Origin of the sequence: Prevotella amnii DSM 23384 = JCM 14753 (genome assembly GCF_000378745.1) — a bacterium.
In the GTDB taxonomy this organism is placed as follows: Bacteria; Bacteroidota; Bacteroidia; order Bacteroidales; family Bacteroidaceae; genus Prevotella; species Prevotella amnii.
The window spans coordinates 23,984-43,443 of the sequence record NZ_KB905275.1; the positions used below are offsets into that span (position 1 = coordinate 23,984).

At 35.6% G+C, this 19,460-nt stretch carries 15 protein-coding genes; 11 read left to right on the top strand and 4 right to left on the bottom strand.

The genetic code is table 11. The features are described 5' to 3' along the window. The first annotated feature begins 184 nt into the window (after positions 1 to 184). The 7 genes from F596_RS0105330 to F596_RS0105360 all read left to right on the top strand — a co-directional run bounded on the left by F596_RS0105330 (position 185) and on the right by F596_RS0105360 (position 10,327). Positions 185 to 652 carry a DUF4494 domain-containing protein gene (locus F596_RS0105330; RefSeq protein WP_019036137.1) on the top strand — a complete coding sequence of 156 codons (468 nt, stop codon included), beginning with the start codon at positions 185 to 187 and terminating at the stop codon, positions 650 to 652. A 34-nt stretch (positions 653 to 686) separates the two neighbouring features. Further along, the gene (locus F596_RS0105335) at positions 687 to 1,358 is read left to right on the top strand and encodes a YggS family pyridoxal phosphate-dependent enzyme (protein WP_019036138.1); all 672 of its coding nucleotides are present in this window, start codon (positions 687 to 689) and stop codon (positions 1,356 to 1,358) included. Between the two features lie 90 nt (positions 1,359 to 1,448). Next, on the top strand, positions 1,449 to 2,618 hold the full coding sequence (locus F596_RS0105340; RefSeq protein WP_019036139.1) for a replication initiation protein: 1,170 nt from the start codon (positions 1,449 to 1,451) through the stop codon (positions 2,616 to 2,618). 207 nt (positions 2,619 to 2,825) lie between these two features. Beyond that, positions 2,826 to 3,710, top strand: coding sequence for an ACP S-malonyltransferase (fabD, locus tag F596_RS0105345; RefSeq protein ID WP_008449859.1), 885 nt, complete (start codon positions 2,826 to 2,828; stop codon positions 3,708 to 3,710). Between the two features lie 151 nt (positions 3,711 to 3,861). Then, the gene (locus tag F596_RS0105350; RefSeq protein WP_019036140.1) at positions 3,862 to 5,526 is read left to right on the top strand and encodes an alpha-amylase family protein; all 1,665 of its coding nucleotides are present in this window, start codon (positions 3,862 to 3,864) and stop codon (positions 5,524 to 5,526) included. A gap of 720 nt (positions 5,527 to 6,246) precedes the next feature. Continuing rightward, positions 6,247 to 8,247 carry an ABC-F family ATP-binding cassette domain-containing protein gene (locus tag F596_RS0105355; RefSeq protein ID WP_019036141.1) on the top strand — a complete coding sequence of 667 codons (2,001 nt, stop codon included), beginning with the start codon at positions 6,247 to 6,249 and terminating at the stop codon, positions 8,245 to 8,247. 46 nt (positions 8,248 to 8,293) lie between these two features. Continuing rightward, positions 8,294 to 10,327, top strand: coding sequence for a M13 family metallopeptidase (locus F596_RS0105360; protein WP_019036142.1), 2,034 nt, complete (start codon positions 8,294 to 8,296; stop codon positions 10,325 to 10,327). Positions 10,328 to 10,816: 489 nt separating this feature from the next. Here F596_RS0105360 and F596_RS0105365 read toward each other — a convergent pair whose 3' ends face one another. From F596_RS0105365 to F596_RS0105380, 4 genes are all read right to left on the bottom strand, one after another. After that, the gene (locus F596_RS0105365; protein WP_008450924.1) at positions 10,817 to 12,385 is read right to left on the bottom strand and encodes a peptide chain release factor 3; all 1,569 of its coding nucleotides are present in this window, start codon (positions 12,383 to 12,385) and stop codon (positions 10,817 to 10,819) included. Positions 12,386 to 12,487: 102 nt separating this feature from the next. Continuing rightward, positions 12,488 to 13,357, bottom strand: a complete 870-nt coding sequence (gene rfbD / locus F596_RS0105370) for a dTDP-4-dehydrorhamnose reductase (RefSeq protein WP_019036143.1) — start codon at positions 13,355 to 13,357, stop codon at positions 12,488 to 12,490. A 13-nt stretch (positions 13,358 to 13,370) separates the two neighbouring features. Continuing rightward, on the bottom strand, positions 13,371 to 13,982 hold the full coding sequence (locus tag F596_RS0105375) for a DUF4924 family protein (RefSeq protein ID WP_008450975.1): 612 nt from the start codon (positions 13,980 to 13,982) through the stop codon (positions 13,371 to 13,373). Between the two features lie 28 nt (positions 13,983 to 14,010). Continuing rightward, complete coding sequence (locus tag F596_RS0105380) at positions 14,011 to 14,685, bottom strand: LysE family translocator (RefSeq protein WP_019036144.1); 675 nt, start codon at positions 14,683 to 14,685, stop codon at positions 14,011 to 14,013. A gap of 135 nt (positions 14,686 to 14,820) precedes the next feature. On the opposite strand from F596_RS0105380, the gene F596_RS0105385 reads away from it, so the two are divergent. From F596_RS0105385 to fmt, 4 genes are all read left to right on the top strand, one after another. After that, complete coding sequence (locus tag F596_RS0105385; RefSeq protein ID WP_019036145.1) at positions 14,821 to 15,798, top strand: ROK family protein; 978 nt, start codon at positions 14,821 to 14,823, stop codon at positions 15,796 to 15,798. Between the two features lie 172 nt (positions 15,799 to 15,970). Then, positions 15,971 to 16,540: an L-threonylcarbamoyladenylate synthase gene (locus F596_RS0105390; protein WP_019036146.1), complete on the top strand. Its 570-nt coding sequence runs from the start codon at positions 15,971 to 15,973 to the stop codon at positions 16,538 to 16,540. A 21-nt stretch (positions 16,541 to 16,561) separates the two neighbouring features. After that, positions 16,562 to 18,376 (top strand): chloride channel protein, encoded by a 1,815-nt coding sequence (locus F596_RS0105395; protein ID WP_008450952.1) that lies wholly within the window; start codon positions 16,562 to 16,564, stop codon positions 18,374 to 18,376. Between the two features lie 45 nt (positions 18,377 to 18,421). Continuing rightward, on the top strand, positions 18,422 to 19,444 hold the full coding sequence (fmt, locus tag F596_RS0105400) for a methionyl-tRNA formyltransferase (protein ID WP_019036147.1): 1,023 nt from the start codon (positions 18,422 to 18,424) through the stop codon (positions 19,442 to 19,444). Positions 19,445 to 19,460: the final 16 nt, after the last annotated feature.

A 19,460-nucleotide genomic window follows, 5' to 3' on the forward strand; every position in this document is an offset into this window, starting at 1 on the left:
ATGTCTATCGTCAGATTCTCTTGTTTTTTTTTGCAACACTAAGATAAGTGAAAAATCTGACATGGCAAAATCTTGGACAACTTTTTGTTGTTCAAGTATTTAAAAAGTTTAATTTATAATAGTGTTGCGGACTTAAGGTAAAGGAGATAATTTTTCTGAATAACTGAACAAAAGAAATAAAATAATGAGGATAAGAACAGCGAAATGGTTTGAGATAAGAGTGAGATATGATAAGACTATGGAAGATGGTCAAAATAAGAAAGTAATAGAGCAGTATGTGGTAGATGCTTATACATTTTCAGAAGCAGAAGCTGAAATAACAAAGGAAATGTCTCATTATATCAGTGGTGAGTTTGAGATAAAAGCTATTACCCCAGCTATTTACAGTGAAGTGTTTTTTTGTGATAGTGATAATGCTGATAAATGGTTTAAAGCAAAGATAGCATTTATAACGCTTGATGAAAAAACAGAAAAAGAGAAACGTATTATTTCTACACGTCTTGTTCAAGCAGGAAGTGTTAATGGTGCAGTGAAGAATGTAGAAGATGTTATGAACGGAGGGCTATCAGACTATTCTATAGTATCAATTACAGAAACTAAGATTATGGATGTTTTTGAGCATCAGAATATAAGTAATATATCAGAATCGTAATTTAACGAATAGCACTATTTTTAGAAAGAGGAGTATGTATGATGTAGTAGACAATTTACATAGCGTACTAAGGGAACTGCCTAATGGTGTTAAACTAATAGCTGTAAGTAAGTATCACCCTATAGAATATATAGAGGCAGCATACGCTGAAGGACAACGCGCTTTTGGAGAAAGCTTAGTGCAGGAGCTATCTAAAAAAGTAACGTCTTTGCCTAAAGATATAGAGTGGCATTTTATAGGTCATTTGCAAACTAATAAGGTAAAATATATAGTACCTTATATATCAATGATAGAAGCTGTCGATTCGGTCAAACTTCTTCGTGAAATAGAAAAGCAAGCATCTAAGTATAATCGTGTAATAAATGTTTTGTTAGAGCTTCATATAGCAAAAGAAGAAAGTAAATATGGTTTTTCTTTTGAGGATTGTAGAGCTTTTATTGATAGTGGCGAATGGAGAAACATGTCTCATGTATGTATTTCAGGCTTAATGATGATGGCTTCTAATGTATCAGATAAGGAACAAGTACGAAAAGAAATGTTATCTGCATCTATATTTTTTGATGAAATAAAAAAGAAATATTTTTCGGATAAGGCATCTTTTAAGGAACGTTCATGGGGAATGAGTCAAGATTATGATGTTGCTGTGAGCTGTAATTCAACGATGGTGCGTATAGGAACAAAGATTTTTGGTCCTCGTTTATATTAAATGTAATATAGGTAAATTTTATTTTTAAGTGTCCATAGTAAATATTATAAAAATATATTATCTTTGTACTCTTGAAGCTATTTTTAAAGCATGGTAAAGACAAAGGACGCAAGTAGTAGTGGCAAGACATCTACAAAGAAGCCAGTAACAAAAAAGAGAGGTGCTAAAGCTAAGAAAGCACCTATAAAACGTACTATATCAGATGCTCTTATTCCTATAAAGGATGAGACATGGCTTATACAGCCCATTGCAGTAACGATGATGCGTTATGATTATTCGCTTATTCAGGTGCGAATACTTGTTTCTATAGTTGAAAATTTACAAGCTATTTTACTTGGTATTTTAAATAATAAGCAGAGTGCACAGCTTGATCTGTTTCAGACAAAAGAATTAGATGAAGATGGACGTATGCCTATTAAATTGCCTTTTAAAGAATTAGGTGTTGATCCGAATCATTATCCAGAGCTTCGCACATCTTTAAAAATGTTAGCGTCTTTACCTGTAGAAATTCCTTATAAGACTTCAGAAGGTAGGAAATATACCAAATATACTAACCTTTGTGATGTTTATATTCCTCAAGATCGTTCATATAATAAGTATGCTATTTTAAAGCTTAATCGTGCAGTTGCAGAGCGGTTGGTATCTTTAGATTTAGGTTATCATCGTTTAGGAAAGCAGATAGTTTTTGCTTGTAAGAATAAATACACTCAGCGTATTTATATGTTTATAGAGTCATGGGTTAATAAAGGGCGTACAGTTATAAAAACAATAGACTTTCGTAAGATGCTTCGTTTAGAAGATAATTATAAGAAGTTTTCTGATTTTTGTCGTCGCGTTCTTGAGCCTGCTATGGCAGAGCTTAAAGATATGGCAGCTAAGGGATATTGTGATTGTTACTTTGAATATGAAAAGAAATATGATCATGGTCAGCGTGGAGGAGAGCCTGATGAGCTTATTTTTACTATATTTAAGGCAAATAATAATGTATCAGAGCAATTGGAAGCTATGTCGGAAGCTCAGCGTAGCCAGTTTAAATCAATGCTATTGAAATATTTTGAATTTGATGCTGAGCGTGCGCAACAGCTTGCTCTTCGTATAAATGCAGAATCATATCAAGAGGTTATTAGTAAGCTAATTGATCTTCGTGAGCGTTTTCGTAATACATATATAAAAGATAAAGCAGCTTATACTTATAAAAGTTTAGATGAATTGTTAAAGCAAAAAGAAAGTGTAGCCTCTGAAGCTGTTGTAGTAGAATAAAAATAGTATTTTACAGGGATATAATATATCTATAATATATTATTATATTTAGCAGATTGCTATTTGTTGTTTATTTTAGCATATATTAAACACTTAAATATATAAGTTATTTTATATAAGATGGATATTTTACCATTTTATTTTTCTAACTTTGTACACATTAATAGTGTTTAATTATAAATAAATATAAATAATAGATAAGTAGAAATGAAAGCATTTGTATTTCCTGGTCAAGGCTCACAATTTGTGGGTATGGGTAAAAATCTTTATGATAGTAATGAGTTAGCAAAAGAGTTATTTGATAAAGCTGATAGTATTTTAGGTTTCAAAATAACAGATGTAATGTTCACAGGTACTGATGAACAGTTAAAGGAAACAAAGGTTACGCAGCCAGCTGTGTTTTTACATAGTGTTATTTCAGCATTATGTCAGGGCAAAGAGCTTAAGCCAGATATGGTAGCAGGTCATTCTTTAGGTGAATTTTCAGCTCTTGTGTTTTCTGGTGCTTTAAGTTTTGAAGATGGATTAAAGCTTGTAGCTGCTCGTGCAAATGCGATGCAGAAGGCTTGCGAGCAAAATCCAGGTACTATGGCAGCAATTATAGGTTTATCTGATGATAAGGTTGTAGAGATATGCAAGAAGGTAAGTAGTGAAGGTAAGGTGGTAGTAGCTGCTAATTTTAATTGTCCTGGTCAGTTGGTTATTTCAGGTAGTACCGATGGTATAAAAGAAGCTTGTGAATTATTAAAGTCTGCTGGTGCTAAGCGTGCATTGCCTTTAAAGGTTGGGGGTGCTTTCCATTCTCCATTAATGGATATTGCTAAGCATGAGCTTCAAGTAGCCATAGAAGCAACTAATTTTAATACGCCTAAATGTCCTGTTTATCAGAATGTAGATGCTTGTGCACATACAGACGCTGCAGATATAAAACTTAATTTGATAGCACAGCTCACATCAAGTGTCCGTTGGACAGAAAGTGTACAGAATATGATAGCCGCAGGTGCAACGGAGTTTATAGAGTGTGGTCCAGGAACAGCTTTGCAAGGCATGATAGGTCGTATTAATAAAAGTGTAACAGCACGTAGTTTGTAAGTTTTTTAAAAAGATTTTTGTTAGAGGGGTTATCTTTTTTAGTATTAAAACCATATTATTTATTGTTTATGCTAATGGTTTTAATCCTAAATACTTACGATAACTCCTTGTTGTTTTATAATGTCATTAAGGCATTTTAAGTTTTTAAATAATGGTAATATATCAAATCTTTACTCGTACCTTTGGTAATAAGCATATAGCTTGCAGAGAGAATGGTTCTATACAAGAAAATGGTGTAGGAAAGATGAAAGATCTTTCCACAAGAATACTTCATAAGATACAGCAAAGTGGTTTTACGCATGTATGGTTTACTGGTATTATTCGTCATGCAACAACAACAGATTATTCGATGTACGGTATTCCTAAACAGCATGCACAAGTAGTAAAGGGAAAGGCAGGTTCACCTTATGCTATAACCGATTATTATGATATTGATCCAGATATAGCTACAGATGTACCACATAGAATGGAGGAGTTTGAGTCTTTAATTAAGCGAACTCACGATCAAGGTCTAAAGGTAATCATAGATTTTGTACCTAATCATGTAGCACGTGAATATAAAAGTATTGCTAAGCCTAAAAATGTGTGCGATTTGGGGGCTGATGATAACATTTGTAAGCATTTTGATGCCCAAAATAATTTTTATTATTGTCCAGAGGTTGCTTTAGATTTATCTGCTATTAATGTTTTAGATACTGGAGAAACTTATTATGAATATCCAGCAAAGTGTACTGGAAATGACTGCTTTAAGCCTAATCCGGGACAGAATGATTGGTATGAAACGGTAAAATTAAATTATGGTGTTGATTATTGTGACTTAGGAGGTCGTAGCGAACATTTTAATCCTATACCATCTACATGGAAGAAAATGACTAAAATTCTTTTGTTTTGGGCTGCAAAAGGAATAGATTGTTTTCGCTGTGATATGGCAGAGATGGTACCTACAGCTTTTTGGAAATATGCAATATTGAATGTAAAAAAATATTTCCCACATATCAAATTTATAGGTGAAGTCTATAACCCTGGGTTATACAGAGAGTATATTAAGGCAGGTTTTAATTATTTATATGATAAGGTTGGAATGTATGATACTCTTCGTGGGGTAATATGTGGATATAAGCCAGCTTCAGATATTACTAAGGCATGGCAGGCTGTAGATGATATCCGTTCTAATATGTTGTATTTTTTAGAAAATCATGATGAGCAGCGTATTGCTTCTGATTTTTTTGCAGGAGAAGGACGTAAAGGTATTCCTGCATTGATAGTTTTTGCCCTTTTTCAGTCGAATCCTATTATGATATATTCCGGACAAGAATTTGGTGAAAAAGGAATGGAAAAAGAAGGATTTTCAGGAGTTGATGGAAGATCTACTATATTTGATTATTGGAGTACGTCTACTATACGTAAAGCCTTTTATAATGTAGGTAAATTATCTACAAAACAAAGATATCTTCGAGATATATATTATAAAATACTTTGTTTGAGAGAAGAGGCATCTATATCAAGGGGGCTAACTTACGATTTGATGTATGCTAATTTTAATAAATCTACATTTGATACCAGCAAGCAATTTGCATTTATGCGTGGACAAGATAAAGAACGTTTATTGATAGTTGCTAATTTTGATGATAAAGCATCTACTATATTTGTAACAATTCCTGAGCATGCTATGAAATTTTTAAAGATAAAACGAGATTATTATCTTTTGACAGATCTTTTAACAGGTGAACAGCTTGATGCTATTATATCGCCTAATGGAGAAGTAAGAATGCAGATAGAGGGTAATAGTGGAAGAGTATGGAAGTTTGAGGTATAAAGTCTTGGATATATATATGAAATGATATATTTATACAATAGTTGTTTCCTTAATATGGAAAAATAATATTTTTCATACATTTTAGTATCTTATAAAATGCTATTTTTAGTGGGACAAGAAGTAAAAATGCTAAGATAAGAAGCTAAATGTTTTATTATTTGCAAGATAGGTTGATTTATATCAATAAATAGCGGCTTCGATGTAAAATATTATAGAAATATTTGTTAGGTATTGTTGAAGGTCGTACCTTTGCATTGCAATTAAGAGATACACACTAGCTTGCTAGTTATAGATAATATTCAAATAGATATTTATTCTAGGTAATCAAGATTGCTCAGGATTATAGAAAATTGTTTAGGTTAGTAATAGATTTAGGTTTTTAGTTATATTTTAGGTAAAGATTGTAGAGAATTAGCGTCGTGAGACGGTAGTTTATCGGAGATAACGGTGGGGCAGTTGCTCAGCCGTTTTTTCTTTTTATATAAGTTATAATTCTTCTTATGTATATTTGTGTGATAGAGGAAATTATATAGTATTAAAGTTTAGCTAATCTAAAAAGAAAGACATTTTTATTTAAAGCTTTTTTTATATTAGTTTTAAATATCAAAATCAAAAGAAAATATTTTACATTAGTACGAGTTTTAGAAAATATTTTGTATGTATAAAGAAATATTTTTTTATCTTTGTAACTTATATTATTTATAAGAAGCGGGAAGATATATGATATCTATAGAGAAGTTGAAGGTAGAGTTTGGCGTTAAGCCATTGTTTGAAGATGTATCGTTTGTTATCAATGCTAATGATCGTATAGCGTTGGTAGGTAAAAACGGTGCAGGCAAATCTACTATGCTTAAGATATTAAGTGGGCTACAAGTACCCACTTCGGGGAAGGTTTCTATTCCTAATGATATTAAGGTGGGATATTTACCTCAGGTAATGAACTTATCTGACGATACTACATTGCGTGAGGAGACTCGTAAGGCTTTTGCTGACAATACGAGGTTAGCTCATAAGATAGAGAAGTTACAAAATGAGCTTGAGACACGTACCGATTATCAGAGCGATAGTTATACCGACTTGCTAAATAGGTTTACCTTAGAGCATGAGCGTTATAACATGATGGGAGGCGAAAGTTATGAAGCAGAGATGGAGCGTACACTTATTGGTTTAGGCTTTGTGCGTAGCGATTTCGACCGTCCTACAAAAGAGTTTTCTGGTGGTTGGCGTATGCGTATAGAGTTAGCAAAGATATTGTTAAGTGCCCCTGATGTGTTATTGCTCGATGAGCCTACTAACCATTTAGATATAGAGTCTATAGGTTGGTTAGAAGAGTTTTTAGTGCAGAGTGGTAAGGCTGTTGTGTTAGTATCTCATGACAGAGCCTTTATTGATAATGTAACCAATCGGACGATAGAGATAACCTGTGGTCATGTGGAGGACTATAAGGTAAAATACGATGAGTATTTAGTACTTCGTAAAGAGCGTCGTGAGCAGCAAATGAGAGCTTATGAAAACCAGCAAAAGGAGATAGCCGATATAAAGGCTTTTGTAGATCGCTTCCGTTATCAAGCTACTAAAGCAGTGCAGGTGCAGCAGCGTTTGCGACAGTTAGAAAAGATAGTTCCAATAGAGATAGACGAGGTAGACAATTCTGCCATGCATTTAAAGTTTCCTCCTTGTCTTCGCTCGGGCGATTATCCTGTAATAGCTTCAGAGCTATCTAAGAGCTATGGTGAAAAGGTAGTGCTTCGTGGTGTTGATCTTACAGTAAAGCGCGGTGAGAAAGTGGCTTTTGTGGGTAAAAATGGTGAGGGAAAGTCTACGTTGGTTAAGTGTATCATGGGCGAGATACCTTTTGAGGGTAATCTAAAAGTGGGGCATAACGTTCATATAGGTTATTTTGCACAGAATCAGGCGCAGCTATTAGATGAGAATATTACTATCTTTGACACAATAGATAGTGTTGCCAAAGGTGAGATGCGTTTACGGGTAAACGATCTTTTAGGTGCTTTTATGTTTGGTGGTGAGACATCTGATAAATATGTAAAAGTGCTCTCTGGCGGCGAGCGTTCACGTTTAGCAATGATAAAGCTTTTATTAGAGCCTGTAAACTTGCTTATATTAGACGAGCCTACTAATCATCTTGATATAGCATCTAAAGAGGTATTAAAAGAAGCAATTAAGGCTTTTGACGGTACAGCTATTATAGTATCTCACGACCGTGAGTTTTTAGATGGCTTAGTGAGCAAGGTCTATGAGTTTGGAGCAGGTAAGGTACGTGAACATATTGGTGGTATTTACGACTATCTTCGCCATCATAATGCTGTGAGCATAGAGCAGGCTGTGAGTAATGGTAAGATAGTGAAAGATGAAAAGAAGCCTGATGTTTCTGTTAAGGAAAAGCTCGTTAAGCCAGATGATAGCTTATCTAAAGACACTCTGGAAGACAGCAAGGCATTATATGCTAAGCGTAAAGAGTTGCAGAAAAGGATAAAGAAAGCAGAGCGAGTAGTAGAACTTTTGGAAAAGAAGATAGATAGTTTAGAGGCTCGTAAGAAGGAGCTTGATGCTATGCTTATGCAGGAAGAAAATGCGTCTAATATGGATCTTGTAAACGAATATACTATTTTACAGCAAAATATAGATGCGGAGAACGATAATTGGCTTAAGAACAGCGAAATATTGGAAGAGCTTAAAAAGGAGGGGCTTAAGCTGTTATAAAAAAAATATATATTACAATATTAAATATTAAAAACGAAAAGAAAACATGCAAATTAAACAAATTTTACCTACGATGATGTTATTATCAGCTCCTGTGGTATCTTTTGCTCAAGGAGCAGCAGGTATCAAGGCAGAGAATTTAGATAGGTCGGTTAATCCAGCTACCGACTTTTATCAGTTTGCTACAGGTGGTTGGCAAAAGCTACATCCGCTTCCTGCAGCCTATTCACGTTATGGTTCTTTTGATTTACTTCAAGAAAACAATAATAAGCGTATAAACAGTATTCTTACAAGTCTGCTTAAATCTAAGAACAAGAAAGGTAGTGTAGAGCAGAAATTAGGCGACTTCTATAGACTTGCAACTGACTCTGTTCGTCGCAACAAAGAAGGGATAGCTCCTGTAAAGCCTTTGTTAGATGAGATGGAGCAAGCTAAGAGTATAGCCGACCTTAATGCTCTTCGTAAGAAATATGCTATTTTTGGTTATGGCGAAGTGGCAGGTACATTTTTTGGAGCAGATGAAAAGAATGCTACACAGAATATCTTTAATGTTTATCAAGGTGGGTTAACACTGGGACAGAAGGAATATTACCTCGATAATGATAAAGCTACAACTGACATTCGTAATGCATACAAGAGGCATATTGTAAATATGTTTAAGCTTTTTGGCTTTACCACACAGCAAGCAGAGCAGAAACGTGATGCTATTATTCGTTTTGAGACTATGTTAGCTTTAGTTTCTAAGAATAGAACAGAACTTCGTGACCCTGAGGCTAATTACAATAAGATGACTTTAAAGGAGTTTGAGCAAAAATATCCTAACCTCGATATAGAGGCTATGGCAAATGCCAGCGGTATAAAGAGCGAATATATACAAACAATGGTGGTAGGTCAGCCAAAGTTTTTAGAAGGCTTGGATAAGATAATAGCTACACAAGGGGTAGAAGAGCTGCGTGCTCGAATGGAATGGGACGTTATAATGTCTTCGGCTAACTATCTGAGTGATGATATTCGTGCAGAATATTTTAACTTCTTTAGTAAGACAATGCGTGGGGCTAAGGAGGATTTTCCACGTTGGAAGCGCGCCACATTACAGATAGAAAACCTAATGGGTGAGGCGCTTGGTCGTATATATTGTAAGCGTTATTTTACTGCTTCGAGCAAGCAACGTATGATAAACCTTATTAACAACCTAAAGTCTGCACTCTCTGATCGTATTAACGCACAAGATTGGATGTCGGAACAGACAAAGAAAGCAGCACAAGAAAAACTTGCAACTTTTTACGTTAAAGTGGGCTACCCTGATAAATGGAAGGACATCTCTGCATTAGTTATAGACCCTACAAAGTCTTATTATGACAATGTGCTTGCTGCACGTGCTTTCTGGGCTAAGCAAGAGATAAAGGAAAAGGCAGGAAAGCCAGTAGATAGAGATGAATGGGGCATGACGCCACAGACAGTTAATGCTTATTATAATCCAACTACTAATGAGATATGTTTCCCTGCAGGTATTTTGCAATATCCTTTCTTTGATGCTAAGGCTGATGATGCTTTCAATTATGGTGCTATTGGCGTAGTAATAGGTCATGAGATGACACACGGATTTGATGACCAAGGGCGTAAGTACGATAAGAATGGTAATATGAGCGATTGGTGGACAGATGCTGATAGCAAGAAGTTTGATGAGCGTACAGGTAAGTATGCTGATTTCTTTAGTGCTATAAAGGTACTTCCAGACCTTAATGCAAATGGTAAGTTTACACTTGGAGAAAATCTTGCCGATCATGGAGGTTTGCAGGTAGCTTATGCTGGACTTCAAAAGGTAAGCAAAACAAAGAGATTAAAAAATCTTCTTGGCTTCACTCCTGAGCAGCGTTTCTTTTTAGCATACGCAGGAGTATGGGCTAATAATATCACAGAAGCAGAGATACGCAATCGTGTAAAGAGCGATCCTCACTCATTGGGTAAGTGGCGTGTAAATGGGGCTCTTCCACACATAGATGAATGGTATAAAGCTTTTAATGTAAAGTCTACCGATAAGATGTATCTTCCTGAAAATGAGCGTTTGAAGCTTTGGTAAGCTAAAACATATTATTTGAAAATAATAAATGAGGCACATTAGTATAAAAAACAATGTGCCTCATTTTTTTTATGTGAACTTGTTTATAGATAGAATTTCATAGCAGTACATATAAAAACATATATACAGGAAAGTATTAGTTTATAGTATAACGGTAAACAAAGGCTTTTTTGATAAATAAAAATAGTCGTTGATAGAAGGATAAAGAATGTATAAGGACTAAAAATAAATTATTTTTAGTCCGTTTTTAATTTATTTTTGTATTAAAAATAAATTATTTTTATTTTAAGTAGGTGTTATTTTCCCTTTTTATATATGATGTATCTTAACCCTAAAACTTATTGTTTCTTTTTAATAGTGTATATATCTTTCATATTACTCAAGAGATTTCCTAAGAGTAACAATTCTATATATGTTAATTTAATAGATGTGTTATTAAAATCTTAAATGCCTTTTGCACAGGATTAAGCAAGATAAATATATTTAAAATTAAAACTCACTGGTAAAATGGAACTTGATATGTTCAAAGTCTTGCTGTGCCATGCTAAGAACATAGCCGGAGTCTGCTAAGAAGACATCTCGTCCCTCTGTATCTTTTGCCATGTATTGATATTTGCGCTTTTTGAAGTTTTCAAGTTCTTTTTCATCGTCAGCTTCTACCCAACATGCTTTATATAGGTGGACAGGCTCCCAACGACATTTTGCGTTATATTCGTGTTCTAAGCGGTATTGTATGACTTCAAACTGTAGCTGACCCACTGTGCCTATGATGCGACGGTTGTTAAACTGGTTAACAAACAGCTGTGCCACACCCTCATTCATAAGCTGCTCAATGCCTTTTAAGAACTGTTTAGACTTCATAGGGTCGTCGTTTTCTATGTATTTGAAAAGCTCAGGAGAGAAGCTTGGTAAGCCTTTAAAATGTATGTGTTCGCCTTCTGTGAGCGTATCGCCAATTTTAAACACTCCACCATTATCGGGCAAGCCTACAATATCTCCGGGATAAGCCTCTTCTACTGTGTTTTTACGTTGTGCCATAAACTGTGTTGGTGAAGAGAAGCGCATAGTCTTATTATTGCGGACATGTAGGTAAGGCTGATTTCGTTGAAACTTACCAGAGCATACTTTACAAAAAGCTATGCAAGAACGGTGGTTAGGGTCAATATTGGCAGTTATCTTAAATATGAAACCAGTAAACCGCTCTTCTTTAGGGTCTACCATTCTTTCTTCGGCTTTAACAGGTCGTGGGCTTGGAGCTATCTCTACAAAGCAGTTAAGCAACTCTTGTACACCAAAATTGTTTAGTGCAGAGCCAAAAAACACAGGTGCTACTTCTGCTTTACGATAGCTTTCTTTTTCAAACAGAGGGTATACTCCTTCTACAAGTACTAACTCTTCACGTAGCTTTTCTGCAAAATCGGCTCCCACCTGCGAGTCGAGCTCTTCAGAATTGATGTCCACTTCCACTTTTTGTGTAACACGTTGTTTGTTAGGGGTGAAGAGATTAAGCTGCTTTTCGTAGATGTTATATACTCCTTTAAATCGTTGTCCTTGTCCTATGGGCCATGACAGTGGGCGCACTTTAATGTTTAGTTCTTGTTCTAACTCGTCAAGGATATCGAAAGGATCGCGCCCCTCACGATCCATTTTGTTAATGAATATTATAACGGGAGTGTTGCGCATACGGCATACTTCCATGAGCTTTCGTGTTTGTGTTTCTACACCTTTTGCAGCATCGACAACGATAATGGCAGAGTCGACAGCGGTGAGAGTACGATAAGTGTCTTCAGCAAAATCTTGGTGACCGGGGGTATCAAGTATGTTTACTTTATAGTTGTTATAATCGAACTCCATTACAGATGTCGACACAGAGATGCCACGTTGTTTTTCTATATCCATCCAGTCCGATGTAGCACTCTTCCTTATTTTATTACTTTTAACAGCTCCTGCTACTTGTATTTGTCCTCCAAAGAGTAAAAACTTTTCAGTAAGTGTGGTCTTTCCAGCATCAGGGTGAGAAATAATAGCAAAAGTGCGCCTACGTTGTATTTCGTTCATATTGTTATCTAATATGTTCTTATAGTTTTTATATATATGTTTTATATTATATATCTTGTATTCTTTGTGGCAAGTTTATATGCCTTATAGCAAGAATAAATGTTATAATTCTGAGATACATTTTTTAAGTGAGCTAACCCAGTATGGTATCTTTAAGCCAAATGTATCTTTTATTTTTGTTTTATCCAGTACAGAATAAGCAGGGCGTTTTACATTAGAGGGAAACTCATTGCTATGGCATGGAAGTATTTCACAAGCAGTATTACCCGAGAGCTCGGCTATTTTTATGGCAAAGTCGTACCAGCTGCAAACACCTTCATTAGAATAGTTGTATATTCCTGTATGGTTTTCATAGAGTCTATGTTCTATGATATTAAAAATAGCTTCAGCCAAATCGCCTGCATAGGTAGGTGTGCCACATTGGTCGAACACTACTTTTATTTGTGGTTTATTAGCTGTAAGATTAATCATAGTCTTTACAAAGTTATGTCCAAACTTGCTGTAAAGCCATGCTGTACGTATGATGATATGTTTTACCTTAGTGAGTTTTATTTTTTCTTCCCCATGCAGCTTAGTGAGCCCATATACTCCTGTTGGCGTACCTTCTTGGTTCTCGAGGCATGGAGTGTTGTAAGGGTCGGCACCAAAAACATAGTCGGTACTTATATGTATGAGTAGCCCCTCTACCTCTTTCATAGCTTTAGCAAGGTTTTCAGGGGCAGTGGCGTTGAGTGCTTCTACTATGGGTCCTGCAGTTTCGGCAGAATCTACATTAGTCCATGCAGCACAATTTATTATGCACCTTATGTCTTTTTCTTTTACTATTTTACGGATAGCATCAATATTTGTAATATCCAGATGGGTGTAACCTTCACATATATCAGTAAAGATATAGCTGTCTTTACTTTTTTTAGATATTAATTGTATTTCGTTACCAAGCTGTCCATTAGCTCCTGTTACAAGAATATTCATGTTGTGTGTGTTTTTAGTTTTGCTGACCAAAGTCTATTCCTTCTGTTTTGTCTTTTATATAATAGTCGGATAACATTCCTATGAAAGTAGTTATCTCTTTAAGTGCAATATTAGTTTCTGAGGTAATTTCCTTTTTTTGCAAACGAAGCATCATCACGCCATATAATAGGTCAAAGCATGTTTCTATTTCGCTATGAGATAAAGTAGCAGCAATTGGTTTTAGGTTTTCATCACCTTTGCGTGCCATAGTGTCGGCTACTCTCTTTGTTTTTCCTCTGAGCTCTACAATAAAGGGCAATACGCGATAATATTCTGCTGAATAGAAAGGAAATTTAGAAGAGTGTAATAGCTCAGAGTGAAGTTCTGTGAGTGCCTGCATAACAACTTTGTTTATTTGTAAGTGTCCAGACTTTGTGCAGCCTTCTTGCTTCATCATGCGCACTAAATTGCCAAACCAGTCTTCCTCATCTTCTTTTTGCTCTTCTGTATAGTTAAAGCTTTCTATATATTCTTTACGGATGCGTGTGAGAGAGCAGTCGTATGCTCGTATAACATCTTCTATTTGCCACATATATAGCAAATACTCTGCAATGCTTTTTTTACGTAATTGTTTAGCAACAAACATAATTTATTTTGCTTTGAAAGTGTAGTTTTTAATAAAAGGAAGGAAGATGATATAGATTGAATATTATTCCAAACAATATAATTAAAGAGAATAATATAACTATAGCTCCAATAATCTTGTTTATTATGATAATTCCTTTTTTGTTAAACTTTCCTTTAATTTTACTAATAATCCATGTAAGACCATACCACCACATCATAGCCCCTATGGGTATGGCTATAAAACCTGCTATCATCTCAAAAGTGTGTGCAGGCTGTATAAAGGCAAATTGTGCAAAGGTGGCCATGAAAAGAAATATAATAAGTGGATTAGAAAAGGTTACAGCAAAGGCTGTTAAGCCGTTATGAATAATACTTCCTTTACTTTTGCCAGACTTGTGCATGTTCTTAGTAGGGTCTGAAATGAAGCAATAAATGCCAAATAAGAGCAGCAGTATGCTGCCTACCATCTGTAATATGAATTGGTACGAGGGATTAGATAAAGGTTTCATTATAAAGCTCATGCCAAAACCTACTATGAGCGCGTATATAACATCGCTTAGGGTAGCTCCTAAGCCTGTAATAAAGCCATACCAACGCCCTTTGTTAAGTGTACGCTGTATACAAAGTATACCTACCGGCCCCATAGGAGCTGAGGCTATAATGCCTATAAGAAGACCTTTAAAAATAAAATCTAATATATCTAACTGAATAGGAAAATCCATTATTGTTATTATAATTGAACTGCAAAATTGCGAAAAATATGTGAGATAGGCAAAAATAAGCATTAAAAGTTTGTAGACTTAGGCTTTTTTTCTACCTTTGCGAAAAGATTTTTTTGAACTAAAAACTACAGCAATATGGAAATGCAAGAACAAAAACCTTTTGTAATAGGGTTAGATTTAGGCGGTACTAATGCCGTTTTTGGTATTGTTGATCAGCGTGGTCATGTGTTAGCTACCAATTCTATCAAGACTCAGGCATATAAGACAGTAAACGATTTTGTTGACGCTGGTATAGAAGCTCTAAAGCCTATTATAGCAAAGGTGGGAGGTATAGACAGCATCAAAGCTATGGGAATAGGTGCTCCTAATGGTAATTTTTATCGTGGTACAATAGAGTTTGCACCTAATTTGTCATGGGGTCATACAGGAATAGTTCCTTTAGCAGATATGTTTGCTAAACGGCTGAATATTAAGGTAGGCTTAACTAACGATGCTAACGCTGCGGCTATTGGTGAGATGCAGTACGGAGTGGCTCGTGGTATGAAGAATTTTATTATGATTACTCTTGGAACAGGGGTAGGCTCTGGTATTGTTGTTGATGGCAAGATAGTATATGGTTCTGATGGTTTTGCGGGCGAATTAGGTCATGTTATCATGGTGCGCGGGAAGGAAGGCCGTAGCTGTGGTTGTGGTCGTTTGGGCTGTTTAGAGGCTTATTGTTCGGCTACAGGTGTGGCACGTACAGCTCGTGAGTTTTTAAAGAAGTCGGAAGAATATTCTCTCTTACGTGAGATGAATCCTGAAGACATTACTTCTCTTGATGTTTCTATTGCAGCAGGTAAGGGCGATAAGATAGCTCTTGAGGTATATTCTTTTACGGGTAAGATGCTTGGTGAGGCTTGTGCTGACTTTGCTAACTTCTCTTCTCCAGAAGCATTCATCTTCTTTGGTGGGTTAACAAAAGCTGGCGATCTTATTATGAAGCCTATAGTAGATACTTATAGAAAGAGTGCTTTGCTTATCTTTAGAGATAAGCCAAAGTTTTTAGTAAGCTCACTTGATGACGCTGCAGCAGCTGTATTAGGTGCTTCTGCTATAGGTTGGGAGCTTTAAGAAATTTGTTTATTTTCATTCATAGTAAGCCTCTTTGATGAGAGGTATATTTTTAAAAGCGAAAAGTATATACTTATAAAAGTATTTTCTTTTCGCTTTTTTTATTTTGCTCTTTCGTTTTGCTCTTTCGCTTTTTTATTTTATCTTTGCGTGTATTTATATTTTTAAGAGTATGAAAAGAGAAGATGATATAAAGAAAGCAATAGAAGTAATGCGAAAAGGTGGCATAATCCTTTATCCTACTGACACTGTTTGGGGTATCGGTTGTGATGCTACTAATGCTGATGCAGTGGCAAAGGTTTATAAATTAAAACGTAGAGACGATTCGAAAGCTCTGATTTGTCTTGTCGATTCGGAAGATCGTTTGCAAAGATATGTAAGAAATGTTCCTCAGGTGGCATGGCAACTTTTAGAAGCTGTTACAAAGCCTACAACACTTATACTTGATAATGCAGTCAATTTAGCATCTAACCTTATAGCTGAAGATGGATCTATAGGTATGCGTATTACTAACGAGCCTTTCTCAAAAGAGCTTTGTTACCGTTTTCAGAAAGCCATAGTAAGTACTTCTGCAAATATTAGTGGTGAGCCAGCAGCGCAAAATTATCGTGATATTTCACAAGAGGTATTAAATGGAGTAGATTACGTTTGTTTTGCACGTCGTCAGGAACATGAGCCCCACACACCTTCAAGTATTATAAAATTGAGTAAAGATGGTACTGTAAATATCATTCGTAAGTAAAACATAAACTTCCACATCCAAATGGATATTTTGGAAAATAGTAGTACTTCAAAGCATTTAGGCATAATAGAACGTTTTGATAAATGGCGGTCAGACTTTATCTCTGATAAGCAGTTTGTATATATTCTTGCGTTTTGTGTAGGCTTTTTAGCTTCTGTGGCAGCATACGTTCTGCACACGATGATACGTGAAATAGAAGCTCTTCTTACTTCAGGTTTTAAGATTACCAATGTTAACTGGCTTTATTTACTTTATCCGGTTATAGGTATATGGCTTACTTCTTTGTTTATAAAATATGTGGTTAGAGATAGCATTTCTCATGGTATTACGAGAGTGCTTTATGCTTTAGCTACTAATAAATCGAAGATAAAAGGTCATAATACATGGTCTTCTATAGTAGCATCTGCAATAACAATAGGGTTTGGAGGGTCTGTAGGAACAGAAGCTCCTATTGTTCTTACAGGTTCAGCTATAGGTAGTAACTTGGGAAAGTTATTTAAGTTAGAAGATAGAACCTTAATGCTGCTTGTTGGCTGTGGTGGTGCAGCTGCCGTTTCAGGCATATTTAAAGCTCCTATAGCAGGTCTTGTTTTTACGCTTGAAATACTTATGGTAGATCTTACAATGGCTTCGCTATTACCAATATTGATAGCTACTGTAACGGCTACATGCTTTTCTTATCTTTTTACAGGAACTTCTCCTATGTATGCCTTTCATGTAGATTATGAATGGCAGCTTAACCGCATTCCTGCAACAATACTATTTGGTGTTTTTTGTGGCTTTTTATCGCTTTATTTTATACGCGTGATGACATGGTGTGAAAACTGTTTTGGCAAGCTTTCTAAATATCCTTATACCAAGCTCCTTGTTGGTGCTTTGATGTTGTCGTCTTTAATATTCTTATTTCCATCTCTTTATGGTGAGGGATATAACTGTTTGCGTGTGTTTATAGAAGGTAAGACTATAGAAGAGTGGCAAACTGTTATGCGAGGGTCTTTGTTTTCAGGCCATTCGCAGCTATTAGTATTGTATGTAGGGTTAGTTATGATGACAAAAGTGTTTGCCACAAGTGCTACTAATGGTTCGGGAGGCTGTGGAGGAACGTTTGCTCCTACACTTTTCATAGGTGGTTTTGCAGGATTTTTCTTTTCTCGTATATGGAATATGCAATTGATAGGTTTGTATGTCCCTGAAAAGAATTTTGCTCTCTATGGCATGGCAGCCTTAATGTCGGGGGTGATGCATGCTCCGCTAACTGGTATTTTTTTGATAGCTGAGCTAACTGGTGGCTACCAGCTTTTTATACCATTACTAATAGTAAGCATTAGTTCTTACCTAACTATAAACCTATTTGAGCATCATAGTATTTATGCTATGCGTTTAGCAAGGCAAGGTAAGCTGCTTACCCATCATACCGATCGTTCAGTGCTGACACTTATGACAATGGATAAGATGTTAGACCGTAGCTATACCCCTGTTCACCCAGACATGGATATGGGTAAGCTAATACAAGTTATAAGTGGTAGCTATACCGATTATGTCCCAGTATTAAATGATAGTGGGGTGTTAGTAGGGGAAATAGATATAGTAAAGATACGTCATGTATTGTTTCGTACAGAGCTATACCATCGTTTTATAGTAAGCCAACTGATGACACCGCCTTTAGCTACGCTTGGCGTAAACGATCCTATGAAAGATGTAATGAAAGTGTTTGAAAAAACAGGTGCCATCGCCCTGCCGGTGGTAGATGTAAATAATTGCTTGGTAGGCTATATATCGCGAGTAAAACTCTTTGATAATTATCGTAAGCTTGTGGCTGATTATAGTACAGAATAGTAAGAAAGAAACTGTTATTTAACAATTTTATTAATATAGACATTGATGAGAAAAGAAGATCTTCGTATTGTTTTTATGGGTACTCCAGAGTTTGCTGTAGAGTCGTTGAAATCATTGGTAGAAAACAATTTTAATGTTGTAGCAGTGGTAACACAGCCAGACAAACCTGTAGGTAGGCATCAGGAACATTTACAGTCTTCACCTGTAAAACAATATGCCTTAGCTCATAATTTGCCAGTATTGCAGGCAGAAAAGCTAAAAGAAGAGCAGTTTCTTTCTACGTTAAGAGCTTATAAAGCCGATATACAAATAGTAGTAGCATTCAGAATGTTACCAGAGGTAGTATGGGCTATGCCTCGTTTGGGTACGTTTAATGTTCATGCTGCTCTTTTACCACAATATCGTGGAGCAGCACCGATAAATTGGGCAATTATAAATGGAGAGAAAAAGACAGGTGTTACTACGTTTTTTTTAGATAAGAATATAGATACAGGTAGAATGATACTTCAGCGTGAGTTTCCTATACCTGATGAGGCTGATGTAGAATATGTTTATAATGGGTTAATGCGTTTGGGGGCAGAAATAGCAATAGACACGGTTAGTTATATTTTAAAACAACTTCCAGATAACTGTTTGGAAGGTATAAACTTTTCTAAAGTACTTGATAAGATAAGTACTCCTCAGGTTAATGAAGAATCTCTTCATAAAGCTCCAAAAATATTTAAGGAAACATGTCGTATTTGTTGGAATGCAGAAGCAAAGAAGATTTATGATTTTGTGCGTGGTTTAAGTCCATATCCGGGTACATGGACTACGATGCTATTACTTGATGATACTCTTAAAACATCTAAGAATAATATTGTTTTAAAGGTGTTTAAAACGTCAAAGACAATGCGTATAGCAGAGTCCGAGCCAGGTACCTTGTTAGTAGAGAAGGGCCATTTGTATGTAAATACTACCGATTATCTTTTAGAACTGCTTGATATGCAGCTACCAGGCAAAAAGCGCATGGATGTAAAATCGTTTTTAAATGGTTTTAAGATGATAGATCACTACAAGTTAGAGTAATGGCTTAAGTTATCTT